We start from the raw sequence: 13,927 nt of genomic DNA on the forward strand, positions 1-13,927 counted from the left end.
GGGTGCTCGACTTCCCGGCCGTCGGCGTGGCCGACGGCGCGCCCGAGGACGGCGTGCCCGAGGCGGGCGGCGTGCTCGGGGTGCCCGAAGCGGGCGGCGGGGTCGTCTGCGGGGGCACCACCGGCTGCGTCGCGTTCGCGACGACCTTGCGGAAGCCCAGCTTCGCCGTCTTGCCCAGGTTCTTCGCCTGGTCACCCTGCTCGCCGGGGACCGTGATGACGACGTTGTTGCCGTCGAGGAGCACCTCGGTGCCGCTGACGCCGATCCCGTTGACACGCCGCTCGATGATCTGGCGCGCCTGGTTCAGGGATTCCCGGGTGGGCTGGCCACCGTCCGGGGTACGGGCCGTGAGCGTGACCCGGGTGCCGCCTTGCAGGTCGATGCCCAGCTTCGGGGTCGGCTTGTGGTTACCGGTGAGGAACACCAGCCCGTACAGCACGATCACGATCAGGGCGAAGAAGGCGAGATAGCGTCCCGGGCGGAGATGCCCGGCCGATGATGCCACGGTGGATCGGTCTCCTCGGACTGGTTACGCAGGCGTAGCGGTGCCCGCCCGGAGGTTTCCGGGCCGGGACTGTGTGCGATTCACTCCCGGGCACGGGTATGACGGCGGACACGCACGCAGCACCGAGACACTACTCGGTGCTGCGTGAGCCCGGCGTTGCGGCCATACCGACTTTCGTCGGAGGTTTCGCCCCCTGCCCAGGGGATGCCGCGAGGGGCCTTACTTCTTGCCGTGCTCCAGCGGCGGCGCGACCTGCGCGGTCGTCTGCGGCTCGTCGTCCTTGATGCCGTTGCCCGACTGGATGATCGACTCCTCGGCCGGCGCGTCCGAGGACGTCACCGGCGTCACCGGCGTCACGACCTCTTCGTCGACGGAGTCCTCGTCGGTCTCGACAACGGGCTCGACCTTCTCGCGGACGGCCAGCCGCAGCCAGGTGGTGACGACGCCCGGGGCGATCTCGATGTCGATCGTGTTGTCACCCGAGGTGTCGGCGACGGTGCCGTAAAGACCGGAAGTGGTCATCACGCGGTCACCGGGCGCCAGGCTGTTCTGCAGGTCCTGCTGCGCCGCCTGCTGCTTCTTCTGCTTGCGCGAGCTCATGATCAGCGGCACCGCGAGGACGAGCACCAGCAGCAGGGGCAGCAATAGACTTTGCATGATTCTCCGTTCGACGGACAACGGGCCCAGCCGAAATGTCCGTTTCTTTGGGTGTGTGCTCCTGTCAAGTGTGCCAGGTACCGGCGCGGAGGCCAGCACCCACCCGCCGGTCCGGGCCGTTCAGTCCTGCTCGAACGACGCCGGTCCGCCCTGGTCCGGGCGCCCCGGGTGGTCGGCGGGCGGCACCAGGCCGAGGTGTTCCCACGCGGTCGCGGTCGCGACCCGGCCACGCGGGGTGCGGGCGAGCATACCGGCGCGCACGAGGTAGGGCTCACACACCTCTTCCACGGTCGTCGCCTCCTCCCCCACGGCCACCGCCAGCGTCGAGATGCCGACCGGCCCGCCGCCGAACGACTTGGTCAGCGCGGTGAGCACGGCCCGGTCGAGCCGGTCGAGGCCCAGCTCGTCGACGTCGTAGACGGCCAGCGCGGCCCGGGCGATCTCGACGGTCACCTTGCCGTCGGCCCGCACCTCGGCGTAGTCGCGGACACGCCGCAGCAGCCGGTTCGCGATCCGCGGCGTGCCCCGTGAGCGGCCGGCGACCTCCGCGCTGGCGTCGCGGTCGATCGCGATGTCGAGGATCGTCGCCGCGCGGCGGACGACCAGGTCCAGCTCGGTGTCGGTGTAGAACTCCATCTGGCCGGTGAAGCCGAACCGGTCGCGCAGCGGCCCGGTCAGCGAGCCGGACCGGGTGGTCGCCCCGACCAGCGTGAACGGCGCGATCTCCAGCGGGATGCTCGTGGCGCCGGGGCCCTTGCCGACCACGACGTCGACCCGGAAGTCCTCCATCGCCAGGTAGAGCATCTCCTCGGCGGGCCGGGCGATCCGGTGGATCTCGTCGATGAACAGGACGTCACCGGGCGCGAGGTTGGATAGCATCGCGGCCAGGTCGCCGGCCCGCTCCAGGGCCGGGCCCGAGGTGATCCGGATGGCCGCGCCCAGCTCGGCCGCGACGATCATCGCCATCGACGTCTTGCCCAGCCCGGGCGGCCCGGAGAACAGCACGTGGTCGGGGGGCACGCCACGGCGGCGCGCGCTCTCCAGCACCAGCTCCAGCTGCTCGCGCACGCGCGGCTGGCCGATGAACTCGTCGAGCTTCCGGGGCCGGAGCGTGCCCTCGATGTCCCCGTCACCACTCTGGGCCCACGCCGAGAGGGCGTCGTCCTCTTCCTCGGTCACGGCCTCATGGTCCATCAAGGCGCCCTACCGCTTCCGGCCGAGGGTGGCCAGCGAGGCGCGCAGCACGCTGGACGTCGTGTGCCCGTCACCGTCGGCGAGGACCTTGTCCACGGCCTGTTCGGCCTGCTTCGCCGGGAACCCGAGCCCGGCCAGCGCCTCCACGACCTCCGCGCGCAACGCGCCGGGCGCGCTGACGGCCGGCGCGTCGCCGGAGCCGAGCGCGGTGACCTTGTCGCGCAGTTCCAGGGTGAGCCGCTCGGCGCCCTTGCGGCCGATGCCGGGCACCGAGGTGAGCACGGTGATGTTGCCTTCGACCAGCGCGCCCCGCAGCTTGTCGGGGTCGAGGACGGCGAGGGTCGCCAGCGCCAGCCGCGGCCCGATCCCGGACACCGTCTGCAGCAGGCCGAACAGCTCCCGCGCGTCGGCGTCGGCGAACCCGAACAGGGTCAGCGAGTCCTCGCGGACGATGAGCGCGGTGTGCAGCCGGGTCTCCTCACCGCGGCGCAGGGTGGCCAGGGTCGCCGGGGTGGCCTGCACGGCGAGGCCCACCCCGCCGACCTCGACCACGACGTGGTCCAGGGCGACCGAAAGGACTTCTCCGCGTACCGACGAGATCATCGTGCTGCTCCAGGGTTCTCGACCGCGGGACTCGGCACCGCGGGCTTGTTCGCTAGGGGTTTCTTCACGGGGAGTTTCTTGGCCACGGGCTTGCGGACCGTGGCCTGTTTCGCGGCCGCGGCCAGCCGCGCCTTGTGCGTGCGGGCCATCTCGGCCGCGCGGGCTTCGGCCTCGGCGAGCCGGGCCCGCATCGGCTCCCGCCACAGGTGGCAGATGGCGAGCGCGAGCGCGTCCGCGGCGTCGGCCGGGTGCGGCGCGACCTCGAGGTTGAGCAGCCGCATGACCATGGCCGTGACCTGGGCCTTGTCCGCCCGGCCCGAACCGCTGACCGCGGCCTTGACCTCACTCGGGGTGTGGAACACGACCGGCAGGCCCCGGCGCGCGGCGGCCAGCGCGACGACGCCGCCCGCCTGCGCGGTGCCCATCGCCGTCCGGACGTTGTGCTGCGCGAACACCCGCTCCACGGCGACCGCGGCCGGCTTGTACCGGTCCATCCAGCGCTCGACCTCGTCGGAGATGCCGAGCAGGCGGTGGGCGAGATCCGCGTCGGGCGGTGTCCGCACGACGTCCACGGCCACGCACCGGACGACCCGGCCCTTGCCGCCGTCGACCACGCCCAGGCCGCACCTGGTCAGACCGGGGTCGACCCCGAGCACCCGCACGCTGTTGTCCTCCCGCCGCGAACATCAGTTCGAGCTTGCAGGCTACTGGGCGCCACTGCGGCAGGATGGCTGACATGCCGCAGCCCTACGATTTCGTCACCCACCTGGGCCTTCAGCCGCTGCCGGTGGAGGGCGGGCGGTGGGCGCAGAGCTGGCGCTCGGCCGCCGGGTCCGCGATCTACTACCTGCTCGTCGCGCCCGAGTTCTCCGCGCCGCACCGGCTGGACCGGGTCGAGGTGTACGCGCACCACGCGGGCGCGGCGGCCGCGATGCTGCTGCTGCACCCGGACGGCTCGGTCGAGCGGCCGGTGCTCGGCACCGACGTCGCGGCCGGGCAGCGGCCGCAGGTCGTGGTGCCCGCCGGGACCTGGCAGGCGACCGTCACGCTGGGCGCGTGGAGCCTGCTGGGCACGGTCGTGGTGCCGCCCTACACCGACGACAGCGTGGAGTTCGCGACGGCGGCCGACCTCGCTGCGGAGTACCCGTCAGCGGCCGCCGACCTGCGGAAGTTCTGAATCAGAGCCGCCTCAGGGGCCGTCGACGCCCGGGGTCCAGCTCTCGGGGTCACCGCTCTCGGTGAGCACCAGCTGCCACCGGTCGAAGCCCTCGGGCGCGTCCGGGTGCCACGGGAACTTGCCTTCCGGCGTGGCGACGATCAGCTGCAGGGCCGGGAAGTCGCCGTCCGGGTAGATGAGGAACGCGGTGCCGAAGTACTCGGGGTAGTGCCCCTTGGCGACCCGCTCGAGGACCACCGGGACGCCGTCGAAGAAGTCGTCGTAGCGGCGGCCGACCTCGAAGATCTCCCCGTTGGCGGCGCGGTCGACGTACGCGTCGAGCAGGACCTGGCCCATCTCCTCGGGCAGCCCCACGACGACGGCCTCGGGCACGTTGTGCAGCGCCCAGGCGCAGGCGGTGAAGCAGTAGCCGGCGCCCTCGTCGTCACCGGCGACCGTGACGACGGCGTTCCCGCGTTCCTTCGCCTGCGTCTCGATCCATTCGAGCAGGCGCTGCTCGTCCGCCGTCAGGTCGGCGGTGAGTTCGGCGGATGCGGCGGGCGTCGTCGAGGTCACGGCGCACATTCTGCCTGACGAGTCCGCCGACGCCCAGTACCCGGGACCGGAAAGTTGCCGGATGCGGCCGGAATGCGTTGCGGGACAAGGAAAAAAGAAATGCGCCACGGCGTTGCCACCGCGGCGCATTTCTTTTGCGTTCGTCGTCAGCCGACTTCGGCGAGCACCTCGTCCGAAACGTCGAAGTTCGCGTAGACGTTCTGGACGTCGTCGCAATCCTCGAGCGCGTCGATCAGCTTGAAGACCTTCTTCGCGCCGTCCGCGTCCAGGGGGACGCTGACCGTCGGGAGGAACGTCATCTCCGCCGACTCGTACTCGAACCCGGCCTCCTGCAGTGCCTTGCGCACCGGGACCAGGTCGCCGCCCTCCGAAACGATCTCGAAGCTCTCGTCGAGGTCGTTGACCTCCTCGGCGCCCGCGTCGAGGACCGCCATGAGGACGTCGTCCTCGGTCGCGTCGCCCTTGGGCATGATCACGACGCCCTTGCGGTTGAACATGTAGGCGACCGAGCCCGGGTCGGCGAGGGAGCCGCCGTTGCGCGTGAGCGCGGTGCGGACCTCCATCGCGGCGCGGTTCTTGTTGTCGGTGAGGCACTCGATCAGCACCGCCACGCCGTTGGGGCCGTAACCCTCGTACGTGATGTTCTGCCAGTCGGCGCCGCCGGCCTCTTCACCGCCACCGCGCTTGCGGGCCCGCTCGATGTTGTCCTGCGGGACCGAGTTCTTCTTCGCCTTCTGGATGGCGTCGTAGAGCGTGGGGTTGCCGTCCGGGTCGCCACCACCGGTGCCGGTCCGCGCGGCCACCTCGATGTTCTTGATCAACCGAGCGAAGAGCTTGCCGCGCTTCGCGTCGAGGTTGGCCTTCTTGTGCTTCGTGGTGGCCCACTTGGAGTGGCCGCTCATCTCTCCTCCATCTGTTCCGTACCCCGGCCGGGCACCGCGTCTCAGGCAGCCTGTCGCACGAGGTCGACGAACAGCCGGTGCACCCGCACGTCGGGCGTCAGTTCCGGGTGGAACGCGGTCGCCAGCACCGCCCCTTGCCGGACCGCGACGATCCTAGCGGTCTCCTCGCCCAGGCCGGGGACGCCGCTGACCGTGGCCAGCACCTCGACGCCGTCACCGGCCTTCTCGACCCACGGGGCCCGGATGAACACCGCGTGCACGCCGCCACCGCCGACCCCGGCGAAGTCGAGGTCGGCTTCGAACGAGTCGACCTGCCTGCCGAAGGCGTTGCGCCGGACGACCACGTCGAGCCCGCCGAGCTGCTGCTGGTCCGGCCGCCCGTCGAGGGTCTGGCGCGCCAGCAGGATCATCCCGGCGCACGAGCCGAACGCGGGCAGCCCGCCGGCGATCCGCTCCCGCAGGGGTTCCAGCAGCTCGAACGTCTCGAGCAACCGCGACATCGTGGTCGACTCGCCACCGGGCAGCACCAGACCGTCCACTTCGGACAGCTCGGTGGCCCGGCGCACCGGGATCGCCCGCGCGCCCGCCTCTTCCAGCATCGCGACGTGCTCGCGCACGGCGCCCTGCATGGCGAGCACACCGACGACCGGCTTGGACGACACCCAACCTCCCGAAAGACCCTTCCCACCAGCCTAGACGCAGGGCCGCCGCGGCGGAGCGGCAGGTCAGCCCGCGCCCCGGCCCCGGAGCGCCCCGATGTGGCGTTGGGTGCGTTGAATAGGCACTGCGGCGCGAAGCGGCGCCGCTGAAGGTGGCGGCGGGGGCACGGATGGAGCACCGAACGCCACATTGGGGCGCCGGCGACCGGGCACCAGCGCGCCGCGGCCGCGGGTCAGGGGACCCCGGCGAGGCGCAGCAGCGCGGCCGTCGCGGCGGCCGCGACGACCACCAGCACGAACGGCGCCTTGCGCCAGGCCAGCACTCCCCCGACCAGGACGCCGGCCGGCCGGGCGAACCCGGCGAACGAGTGCCCCTCGGTGAACGCGCTGACCGCGACCAGCGCGGCCAGCAGCACGACCGCGCCGAGCACCATGAGCCGTTCGGCCTTCGGCGACAGTTTCACCCGTTCGCGCAGCACCGGACCGGCGAGGCGGAAGGCGAAGGTGCCCAGGGCCAGCACGACCGTGCCGATGACCAGTTCGGTGCCGTCCATCAGCCGACCTCCTGCTTCTCGGGTTCGCGCGCCGCGACGCCGGCGAGCACGCCCACGAGGGCGAGCAGCACCGGCAGCCCGGCGGGCAGGAACGGCACCGTCGCCAGGGCGACGACCACGCCGAGCAGCACCGGCAGCCGCGCCGCGCGGTCGCGCAGGGACGGCAGCACCAGCGCCAGCAGGACGGCGGGGAACGCCGCGTCCAGCCCGAACGCGCCGGTGTCGCTGATCGCGGTGCCGGCGAACGCCCCGATGACGACGCCGGTGTTCCAGCAGGCGAACAGGCCGATGCCGCAGGCCCAGTAGGCCGCGCGACGCCGCTGCGTCTCCTCCTGGGCCAGCGCGAACGCCACCGACTCGTCGATCATCAGGTGGCTGCCGGCCAGCCGCGCGCCCCACCGCCTGCCGAGGACGTCGCCGAGGGCGAACCCGAACGGCAGGTGCCGCGCGTTGACGAGCAGCCCGGCCAGCACCGCCGCGAACGGGTTGCCGCCGGAGGCCACGATCCCGATGAACATGAACTGGGACGCCCCCGCGAAGACCAGCAGGGACATCAGCATCGGCGCCCAGATCGGGAAGCCGGAGCCCACCGCGATCGCGCCGTAGGACACGCCCACGAGACAATCGGCCAAGCAGACCAGGCCGATGTCCCGGGCGAGAGCCCGGTCGAGTGTTCGCCATATCGAACGCATGTGTTCTATGGTGAACACAGGCCCCCGTGTTCGTCAAGGCGAACGTACAGACCGATGGAGCGAACGGCATGTCGCAGGAAACCACCGGCGCGCCGCTGGAGATCATCGCGGCGTCGCTGCGCCGCGAACGGAACCGCGCGGGCCTGTCCCTGACCGAGGTGGCCCGCCGCGCGGGCCTGGCGAAATCGACGCTCTCACAGCTGGAGTCCGGCACCGGCAACCCCAGCGTCGAGACGCTCTGGGCGCTCGGCGTCGCGCTCGACGTGCCGTTCTCGCGGCTGGTGGAGCCGGACCGGCCGAAGGTCCGGGTGATCCGGGCGGGCAAGGGGCCCACGGTGTTCGCCGAACACGCCGACTACGCGTGCACGCTGCTGTCGGCGTGTCCCCCCTCGGCCCGGCGCGACATCTACCTGATCCGCGCCGAGCCGGGCACGCCGCGGCGGTCCGACCCGCACATGACCGGCGTGATGGAGCACATCGTGCTGTGCGCCGGACGCGCCAGGGTGGGCGTGCTGGAGGCACCGGAGGAGCTGCTCCCCGGCGACTACATCGCCTACCCGGGCGACGTCCCGCACATCTTCGAAGCCCTCGAGCCGGGCACCTACGGCGTCGAGATCTCCGAATACATCTAGGAGGTCACCAGCCGCGGTCGGCGAGGCGGTGCGGCTCCGGCAGCTCTTCGACGTTGATCCCGACCATGGCCTCGCCCAGCCCGCGCGAGACCTTCGCCAGCACGTCCGGGTCGTCGTAGAAGGTCGTGGCCTTGACGATCGCCTCGGCGCGCTGGGCCGGGTTGCCGGACTTGAAGATGCCGGAGCCGACGAACACGCCCTCGGCGCCGAGCTGCATCATCATCGCCGCGTCGGCCGGGGTGGCGATGCCGCCCGCGGTGAACAGCACCACCGGAAGCTTGCCGGCCTGCGCCACCTCGCGCACCAGCTCGTACGGCGCCTGCAGCTCCTTCGCCGCGACGAACAGCTCGTCCTCCGGCAGCGACGTCAGCTTGCGGATCTCGCCGCGGATCTGGCGCATGTGGGTGGTGGCGTTCGAGACGTCGCCGGTGCCGGCCTCGCCCTTGGAGCGGATCATCGCCGCGCCCTCGGTGATCCGGCGCAGGGCCTCGCCGAGGTTGGTCGCGCCGCAAACGAAGGGGACGGTGAACGCCCACTTGTCGATGTGGTTGGCATAGTCGGCCGGGGTAAGCACCTCGGACTCGTCCACGTAGTCGACGCCGAGGGACTGCAGCACCTGCGCCTCGACGAAGTGGCCGATGCGCGCCTTCGCCATCACCGGGATCGAGACGGCCTCGATGATGCCGTCGATCAGGTCGGGGTCGCTCATCCGCGCGACACCGCCCTGGGCGCGGATGTCGGCGGGCACGCGCTCCAGCGCCATCACCGCGACCGCGCCGGCGTCTTCGGCGATCTTCGCCTGGTCGGCGGTGACCACGTCCATGATCACGCCGCCCTTGAGCATCTCGGCCATGCCGCGCTTCACCTTGGCGGTGCCGGTGACGGACTGGACGGTGCCACTGGAGGTGGTCTGCTGCTCGGACACGGCGGGGCCTTTCCACAAGAAGAACAGGGGGTGACGACTCCGAGCGTAGGTCGGCGGTGGACCCTTCAGGCAGGCCAGTACGCGGGTATCTCAGCAGTCCACTTCGGGCACGCCGCCGACCAGCACCTCCGCGGCCCGGGTCCGCACGTAGAGCACGTGACGTCCGGCACGATGCCCGCTGACCAGGCCCGCGGCCTTGAGCACGCCGAGGTGCTGCGACACCGCCCCGGCACTGAGCCGGGTCCGGCGGGCCAGTTCCGAGGTGGATGCCGGCGCGGCCAGCTCGGCCAGCAGCATGGCCCGCCCGCGCCCCACGACGGCGGCCAGCGCGCCCGGCGCGGTGGCCGTGCCGGTCTCCCACAGCGTCGCGATCCCGCGCGGTGGGTACCGCAGCACCGGCTGCCAGCGCGGGTCGGTCTTGGAGAACACCCGCGGCCAGACGAACGCCGAGGGCACCAGCACCAGGCCGCGCCCGTCGAGCGGGACGGCGGCGTGCAGGTGCCGGTGCGCCACCGAGAGCGTGCCGCCCTGCCAGCGGACCATCGGGGTGAGGTCGTTGAACAGCTCGGCGGCCCCGCCGCGGGCCAGCAGCCGCGACCGGTGCAGCACGTCGGCCTCGAGCAGCGCGCGGATCCGGGGCCAGTCGGGCGCCAGCACGAGGTCCCAGTATGCCTCCATCAGCGTCGCGAGCCGCTCGAGACCCGCTTCCGGGTCGCGGTGGAAGCGGTTCAGCGCGGGCGAGCGAGGCACGGCCATCGCGTCCACCTCGCGCCGGACGACGCGGGCGGGCACGTCGCGGAGGTCGGCGAGCTCGTCGGCCAGCTCCGGCAGCGGGGTCGAGGGCGTGCCCGCCAGGAAACCCGGCAGGTGCCGGACGGGGACCAGCTCGCGCAGGAGCGAGATGTCCAGCCCGGCCTCGTCGAGTGCCGCCGTGGCGCGCTTGACCCACGGCAGGTGCAGCGCGTGCTCCCCCGGCTGGTTCAGGACGCGGACGCTCGCCACGATCTCCCACGCGGGTGAGAACGCGAACCGGGTGTGCGCCAGGTCCTCTGTGGAGAATGCCAGGTCGAGCACGCGCTGCCTTCCTGCCGGGACCGTCGCAGTCTAGGACGATCCCTTGTGGACAGTCGAGTCGAGCGGGGAAAGTCCTTGCGGGAAAGCGAAAATTCCTCGCGGGTCGTACTTGCGGGCGACCGCCCGCAACCGCGGGAGGTTCACCCCGTAGTAGGCCACCGGCCAGTCCGGCATCTCCGGGTCGAGGTAGTTCGCGTACCCGGTGGTGCCGAACTCCGGCCCGAGCCCGTCGCGCACGGCGGCAAGCGAACGCCGGGCGCCGGCCTCGCCGCCGTTCTCGGGCTCGGCGCCGTGCAGGAACTGGAGGCTGGCCAGGGCCTTCCGGTGCGGGAACGGTGTTTCCCGGACGCCCACGCGCGCGATGGCGCCCCCGCCCGAGTCGACGATCGTGCGGACGCGCGGGTCCCGGGTCAGCACGTCGACCACCGCGCCCGGGTCGCCGAGCGGGCGGGTGAGCATCCGCGACGTCCCGACGTAGGCCGCCCGGGCCGCGACCGCACCCGGCCGGGCGTCGTGGTCGTCGAAGGTCCGCATCGCGCTCAGGTGGTCCAGCACCCGCTGCCCGCCGCCGGCCGGCGGCGTGCCGACGCGGCGGATCAGGTCGTCGAGCAGCTCCTTCAGCCGTGACTCGGGGCCGAGGAACGTGCCGCTGAGCGACGCCTCGCCCGCCGCGAGCCCCATGCCGGACCACAGCTCGTCCGGCATCGCCGGCTGCCACTCCTGCCAGGCGGCGAGCAGCGCGGTCTGGGTGCCCACCGGGAAGTGCAGCTCGAAGGTGGCGACGTCGGCGATCGGCACGGTCGCGAACGTGAACTCGGTGACGATCCCGAAGTTGCCGCCGCCCCCGCCGCGCAGCGCCCAGAACAGGTCCGGCTCCGAAGTGGCCGAAACGGTGCGCACCCGGGCGTCCGCCGTGACGATCCGCGCGGCCTCCAGGTGGTCGCAGGTCAGCCCGTACTTGCGGTCCAGCACGCCGACCCCGCCGCCGAGGGCGAGGCCGGCGATGCCGACCGTGTCGCAGCTGCCGGCGGGCAGCACCCGCCCGGCCGCGGCGAGTGTGGTGGCGATCGGGCCCAGCAGCGCGCCGACGCCGATCACCGCGCGCCCGTCCGGCCGGACGCCGACCCCCGAGAACCGGCTGAGGTCGACCACGATCCCGGCGTCCACTGTGGAATAACCGGGATAGCTGTGGCCGCCGCTGCGCGCCGCGATCGGCAGGTCGTGCCGGGCCGCGAAGGTCACGGCCGCCTGGACGTCCTCGACTCGCGTGGCGCCGACGACGGCTGCGGGCATCCGGTGGTCGTACATCGTGAAGAAGCCCTGCTTCGCCTCCGGATAACCCGGATCACCCGGCCGGAACAGCGGTCCGGCCAGCTTCCGGCGGAGCCGGTCCCACTCGTCTCCCGGCAGCCCGCCGGCCAGTCCAGCCACCGGTACGGCCCCCGAAATCCGCAGGAAAGTACGCCTTTTCACGGTCACCAAACTCCCCCTCGCCCCGCTCCCCCGGGCATTCGGCTGGTCCCGGGACCCGCGCCTTGCCGTGACCAGGGTAACGGGTGTGTGATCGAGGACACATCCCGTACATCAGCCGTTCGCCGAGGAGTCGTCATGGCCGACAGGCAAGCCAAGAACGCCGACACCGGGGCCGCCGTCGCTGTGGACGACCCCGCCAAGGTCCGCAACGTGGTGCTCGTCGGCCCGTCCGGCTCGGGGAAGACGACCCTCACCGAGGCCCTGCTCGCCGCGTCCGGCACGGTGTCGCGCGCGGGCTCGGTGGTCGAGGGGACGACGGTGTGCGACCACGACCCGGCGGCGGTCCGCCAGCAGCGCTCGGTGGGCCTTTCGGTGGCCCCGGTGCTGCACCAGGGCCACAAGATCAACCTGATCGACACCCCGGGGTACGCGGACTTCGTCGGGGAGCTGCGGGCCGGCCTGCGGGCGGCCGACGCGGCGCTGTTCGTCGTCTGCGCGGCCGAAGGGGTCGACGCGGCGACCGTCGCGGTGTGGGAGGAGTGCGCGGCGGTCGGGATGCCCCGCGCGGTCGTCGTCTCCCGGCTCGACCACCACCGGGCCGACCCGATGGCCGAGATCGCCGCCTGCCAGGCCGCCTTCGGCGCCGGCGTGCTGCCGCTGTACCTGCCCGCGGGCGACGGCCTGGTCGGGCTCATCACCCAGCGGTACTTCGACTACTCCGCCGGGCACCCGCCGAAGATCGGCGAACCGGACCCGGCCGACCTCGAACGCCTGGCCGAGGCCCGCAACCAGCTGATCGAAGGGATCATCGCCGAGAGCGAAGACGAGACCCTCATGGACCGCTACCTCAGCGGCGAGGAGATCGCCGAAGAGACGCTGATCGCGGATCTGGAGACCGCCGTCGCGCGCGGCACGTTCCACCCGGTCATCCCGGTCTGCTCGACCACCGGCACCGGACTGGCCGAGGTGCTGGACGGGATCGTGCGGGCCTTCCCCTCCCCGCTCGAGCACAACCCGCCCGACGTCACCACGCCCGAGGGCGACCCGCACGCCGGGCTGACCGCCGACCCCGCGGGCCCCCTCGCCGCGGAGGTCGTCCGGACGGCCGTCGACTCCTACGTCGGCCGGGTTTCCCTCGTCCGGGTGTTTTCCGGGACGCTGCGGCCGGAGCGTCCGGTGCACGTGTCCGGGCACGGGCTCGCCGAACGCGGGCACGAGGACCACGACGCCGACGAGCGCGTCGCGCACCTCTACTCCCCGCTCGGCGCGAACCTGCGCGAGGTGCCCTACTGCGTCGCGGGCGACCTCTGCGCGCTGACGAAGGTCGGTTCGGCGGAGACCGGCGACACGGTGTCCTCGCCCGAAGAGCCGCTGCTGATGGAACCCTGGACGATGCCGGAACCGCTGCTGCCGGTGGCGGTGGTCGCCAAGACCCGCAGCGACGAGGACACGCTGGCCCGCAACCTGTCCCGGCTCGTCGCGGGCGACCCGACGCTGCGGCTGGACCGCAACGCCGAAACCAACCAGCTGGTGCTGTGGTGCATGGGCGAGGCGCACGCGGACGTCGTGCTGTCCCGGCTGCGCGCGGGCGGCGCCGACGTCGACACCGAACCGGTGAAGGTCAGCCTGCGCTCGACGTTCGGCAAGCTCGCCCGGGGCCACGGCCGCCACGTGAAGCAGTCCGGCGGGCACGGCCAGTTCGCCGTCTGCGACATCGAGGTCGAGCCGCTGCCGCGCGGCGGCGGCTTCCAGTTCGTGGACAAGGTGGTCGGCGGCTCGGTGCCGCACCAGTTCATCCCGAGCGTGGAGAAGGGCGTGCGGGCCCAGCTGCAGCGCGGGCTCGGCGACGGGCACCCGGTGGTCGACATCAAGGTGACGCTGGTCGACGGGAAGGCGCACAGCGTCGACTCCTCCGACGCGGCGTTCCAGACCGCCGGCGCGCTGGCCCTGCGGGAGGCCGCGGCGACCGGGCACATCACGATGCTCGAGCCCCTGGAGGAGGTGGCGATCCGGCTGCCGGACGAGCACCTCGGCACGGTGCTCGGCGACCTGTCCTCCCGCCGCGGCCGCGTCCTGGGCACGGAAGCCGGCGACGGCGGCCGGACGGTGATCAAGGCCGAGGTCCCGGCGACCGAGCTGCTGCGCTACCTCATCGACCTGCGCTCGATGACCTCGGGCACGGCGACGTTCAGCCGCCGCCACGCCCGCTTCGAGCCGGTGCCGGAAGGAATGGCGGTGCACTAGCCGTACCGAGCCGGACGGACCGCCGACCCCCGCGGGCGCCACACCGCCAGGGAATGTAGAAACCGCCCAAAGGCCGGCCCG

At 72.4% G+C, this 13,927-nt stretch carries 15 protein-coding genes and 1 pseudogene; 3 read left to right on the forward strand and 13 right to left on the reverse strand.

Annotated elements, in window-relative coordinates; genetic code table 11:
* The 5 genes and pseudogenes from ACGFMK_RS47460 to ruvC all read right to left on the reverse strand — a co-directional run.
* Positions 1-505 (reverse strand): annotated as a pseudogene (locus ACGFMK_RS47460) (protein translocase subunit SecD); the annotation flags it as partial.
* Between the two features lie 219 nt (positions 506-724).
* On the reverse strand, positions 725-1,162 hold the full coding sequence (yajC, locus tag ACGFMK_RS47465) for a preprotein translocase subunit YajC (protein ID WP_392778185.1): 438 nt from the start codon (positions 1,160-1,162) through the stop codon (positions 725-727).
* Between the two features lie 120 nt (positions 1,163-1,282).
* Complete coding sequence (gene ruvB, locus ACGFMK_RS47470) at positions 1,283-2,356, reverse strand: Holliday junction branch migration DNA helicase RuvB (protein ID WP_392778188.1); 1,074 nt, start codon at positions 2,354-2,356, stop codon at positions 1,283-1,285.
* Between the two features lie 9 nt (positions 2,357-2,365).
* Positions 2,366-2,959 (reverse strand): Holliday junction branch migration protein RuvA, encoded by a 594-nt coding sequence (gene ruvA / locus ACGFMK_RS47475; protein WP_392778191.1) that lies wholly within the window; start codon positions 2,957-2,959, stop codon positions 2,366-2,368.
* On the reverse strand, positions 2,956-3,621 hold the full coding sequence (gene ruvC / locus ACGFMK_RS47480) for a crossover junction endodeoxyribonuclease RuvC (protein WP_392778193.1): 666 nt from the start codon (positions 3,619-3,621) through the stop codon (positions 2,956-2,958). The genes ruvA and ruvC overlap by 4 nt, the downstream gene beginning before the upstream one ends.
* Positions 3,622-3,695: 74 nt before the next feature.
* Here ruvC and ACGFMK_RS47485 point away from each other — a divergent pair, with 74 nt between their 5' ends.
* Positions 3,696-4,136 carry a cupin domain-containing protein gene (locus ACGFMK_RS47485; protein ID WP_392778196.1) on the forward strand — a complete coding sequence of 147 codons (441 nt, stop codon included), beginning with the start codon at positions 3,696-3,698 and terminating at the stop codon, positions 4,134-4,136.
* 12 nt (positions 4,137-4,148) lie between these two features.
* On the opposite strand, the gene ACGFMK_RS47490 is transcribed toward ACGFMK_RS47485, so the two are convergent.
* From ACGFMK_RS47490 to ACGFMK_RS47510, 5 genes are all read right to left on the reverse strand, one after another.
* Entirely contained in the window at positions 4,149-4,700 is a 552-nt protein-coding gene (locus ACGFMK_RS47490; protein WP_392778199.1) for a DUF4262 domain-containing protein, read from the reverse strand.
* A gap of 137 nt (positions 4,701-4,837) precedes the next feature.
* Positions 4,838-5,593, reverse strand: a complete 756-nt coding sequence (locus ACGFMK_RS47495) for a YebC/PmpR family DNA-binding transcriptional regulator (protein ID WP_392778201.1) — start codon at positions 5,591-5,593, stop codon at positions 4,838-4,840.
* 41 nt (positions 5,594-5,634) lie between these two features.
* Entirely contained in the window at positions 5,635-6,255 is a 621-nt protein-coding gene (gene pdxT, locus ACGFMK_RS47500; protein ID WP_392778204.1) for a pyridoxal 5'-phosphate synthase glutaminase subunit PdxT, read from the reverse strand.
* Positions 6,256-6,485: 230 nt separating this feature from the next.
* Positions 6,486-6,806, reverse strand: a complete 321-nt coding sequence (locus tag ACGFMK_RS47505) for an AzlD domain-containing protein (protein ID WP_392778207.1) — start codon at positions 6,804-6,806, stop codon at positions 6,486-6,488.
* Positions 6,806-7,498, reverse strand: coding sequence for an AzlC family ABC transporter permease (locus tag ACGFMK_RS47510; RefSeq protein ID WP_392778210.1), 693 nt, complete (start codon positions 7,496-7,498; stop codon positions 6,806-6,808). The genes ACGFMK_RS47505 and ACGFMK_RS47510 overlap by 1 nt, the downstream gene beginning before the upstream one ends.
* Before the next feature lie 68 nt (positions 7,499-7,566).
* Between ACGFMK_RS47510 and ACGFMK_RS47515 the strand changes: the two genes are divergently transcribed.
* Positions 7,567-8,130 carry a helix-turn-helix domain-containing protein gene (locus ACGFMK_RS47515; protein WP_392778213.1) on the forward strand — a complete coding sequence of 188 codons (564 nt, stop codon included), beginning with the start codon at positions 7,567-7,569 and terminating at the stop codon, positions 8,128-8,130.
* A gap of 4 nt (positions 8,131-8,134) precedes the next feature.
* Here ACGFMK_RS47515 and pdxS read toward each other — a convergent pair whose 3' ends face one another.
* From pdxS to ACGFMK_RS47530, 3 genes are all read right to left on the reverse strand, one after another.
* Complete coding sequence (gene pdxS / locus ACGFMK_RS47520) at positions 8,135-9,055, reverse strand: pyridoxal 5'-phosphate synthase lyase subunit PdxS (protein WP_392778215.1); 921 nt, start codon at positions 9,053-9,055, stop codon at positions 8,135-8,137.
* 90 nt (positions 9,056-9,145) lie between these two features.
* The gene (locus ACGFMK_RS47525; RefSeq protein ID WP_392778217.1) at positions 9,146-10,129 is read right to left on the reverse strand and encodes a DUF5937 family protein; all 984 of its coding nucleotides are present in this window, start codon (positions 10,127-10,129) and stop codon (positions 9,146-9,148) included.
* Positions 10,130-10,159: 30 nt separating this feature from the next.
* Complete coding sequence (locus tag ACGFMK_RS47530; RefSeq protein WP_392778220.1) at positions 10,160-11,602, reverse strand: FAD-binding oxidoreductase; 1,443 nt, start codon at positions 11,600-11,602, stop codon at positions 10,160-10,162.
* 135 nt (positions 11,603-11,737) lie between these two features.
* On the opposite strand from ACGFMK_RS47530, the gene ACGFMK_RS47535 reads away from it, so the two are divergent.
* Positions 11,738-13,846: an elongation factor G-like protein EF-G2 gene (locus tag ACGFMK_RS47535; protein WP_392778222.1), complete on the forward strand. Its 2,109-nt coding sequence runs from the start codon at positions 11,738-11,740 to the stop codon at positions 13,844-13,846.
* The last annotated feature ends 81 nt before the right edge of the window (positions 13,847-13,927 follow it).

This window comes from Amycolatopsis sp. NPDC049252 (assembly GCF_043197175.1).
In the GTDB taxonomy this organism is placed as follows: domain Bacteria; phylum Actinomycetota; class Actinomycetes; order Mycobacteriales; family Pseudonocardiaceae; genus Amycolatopsis.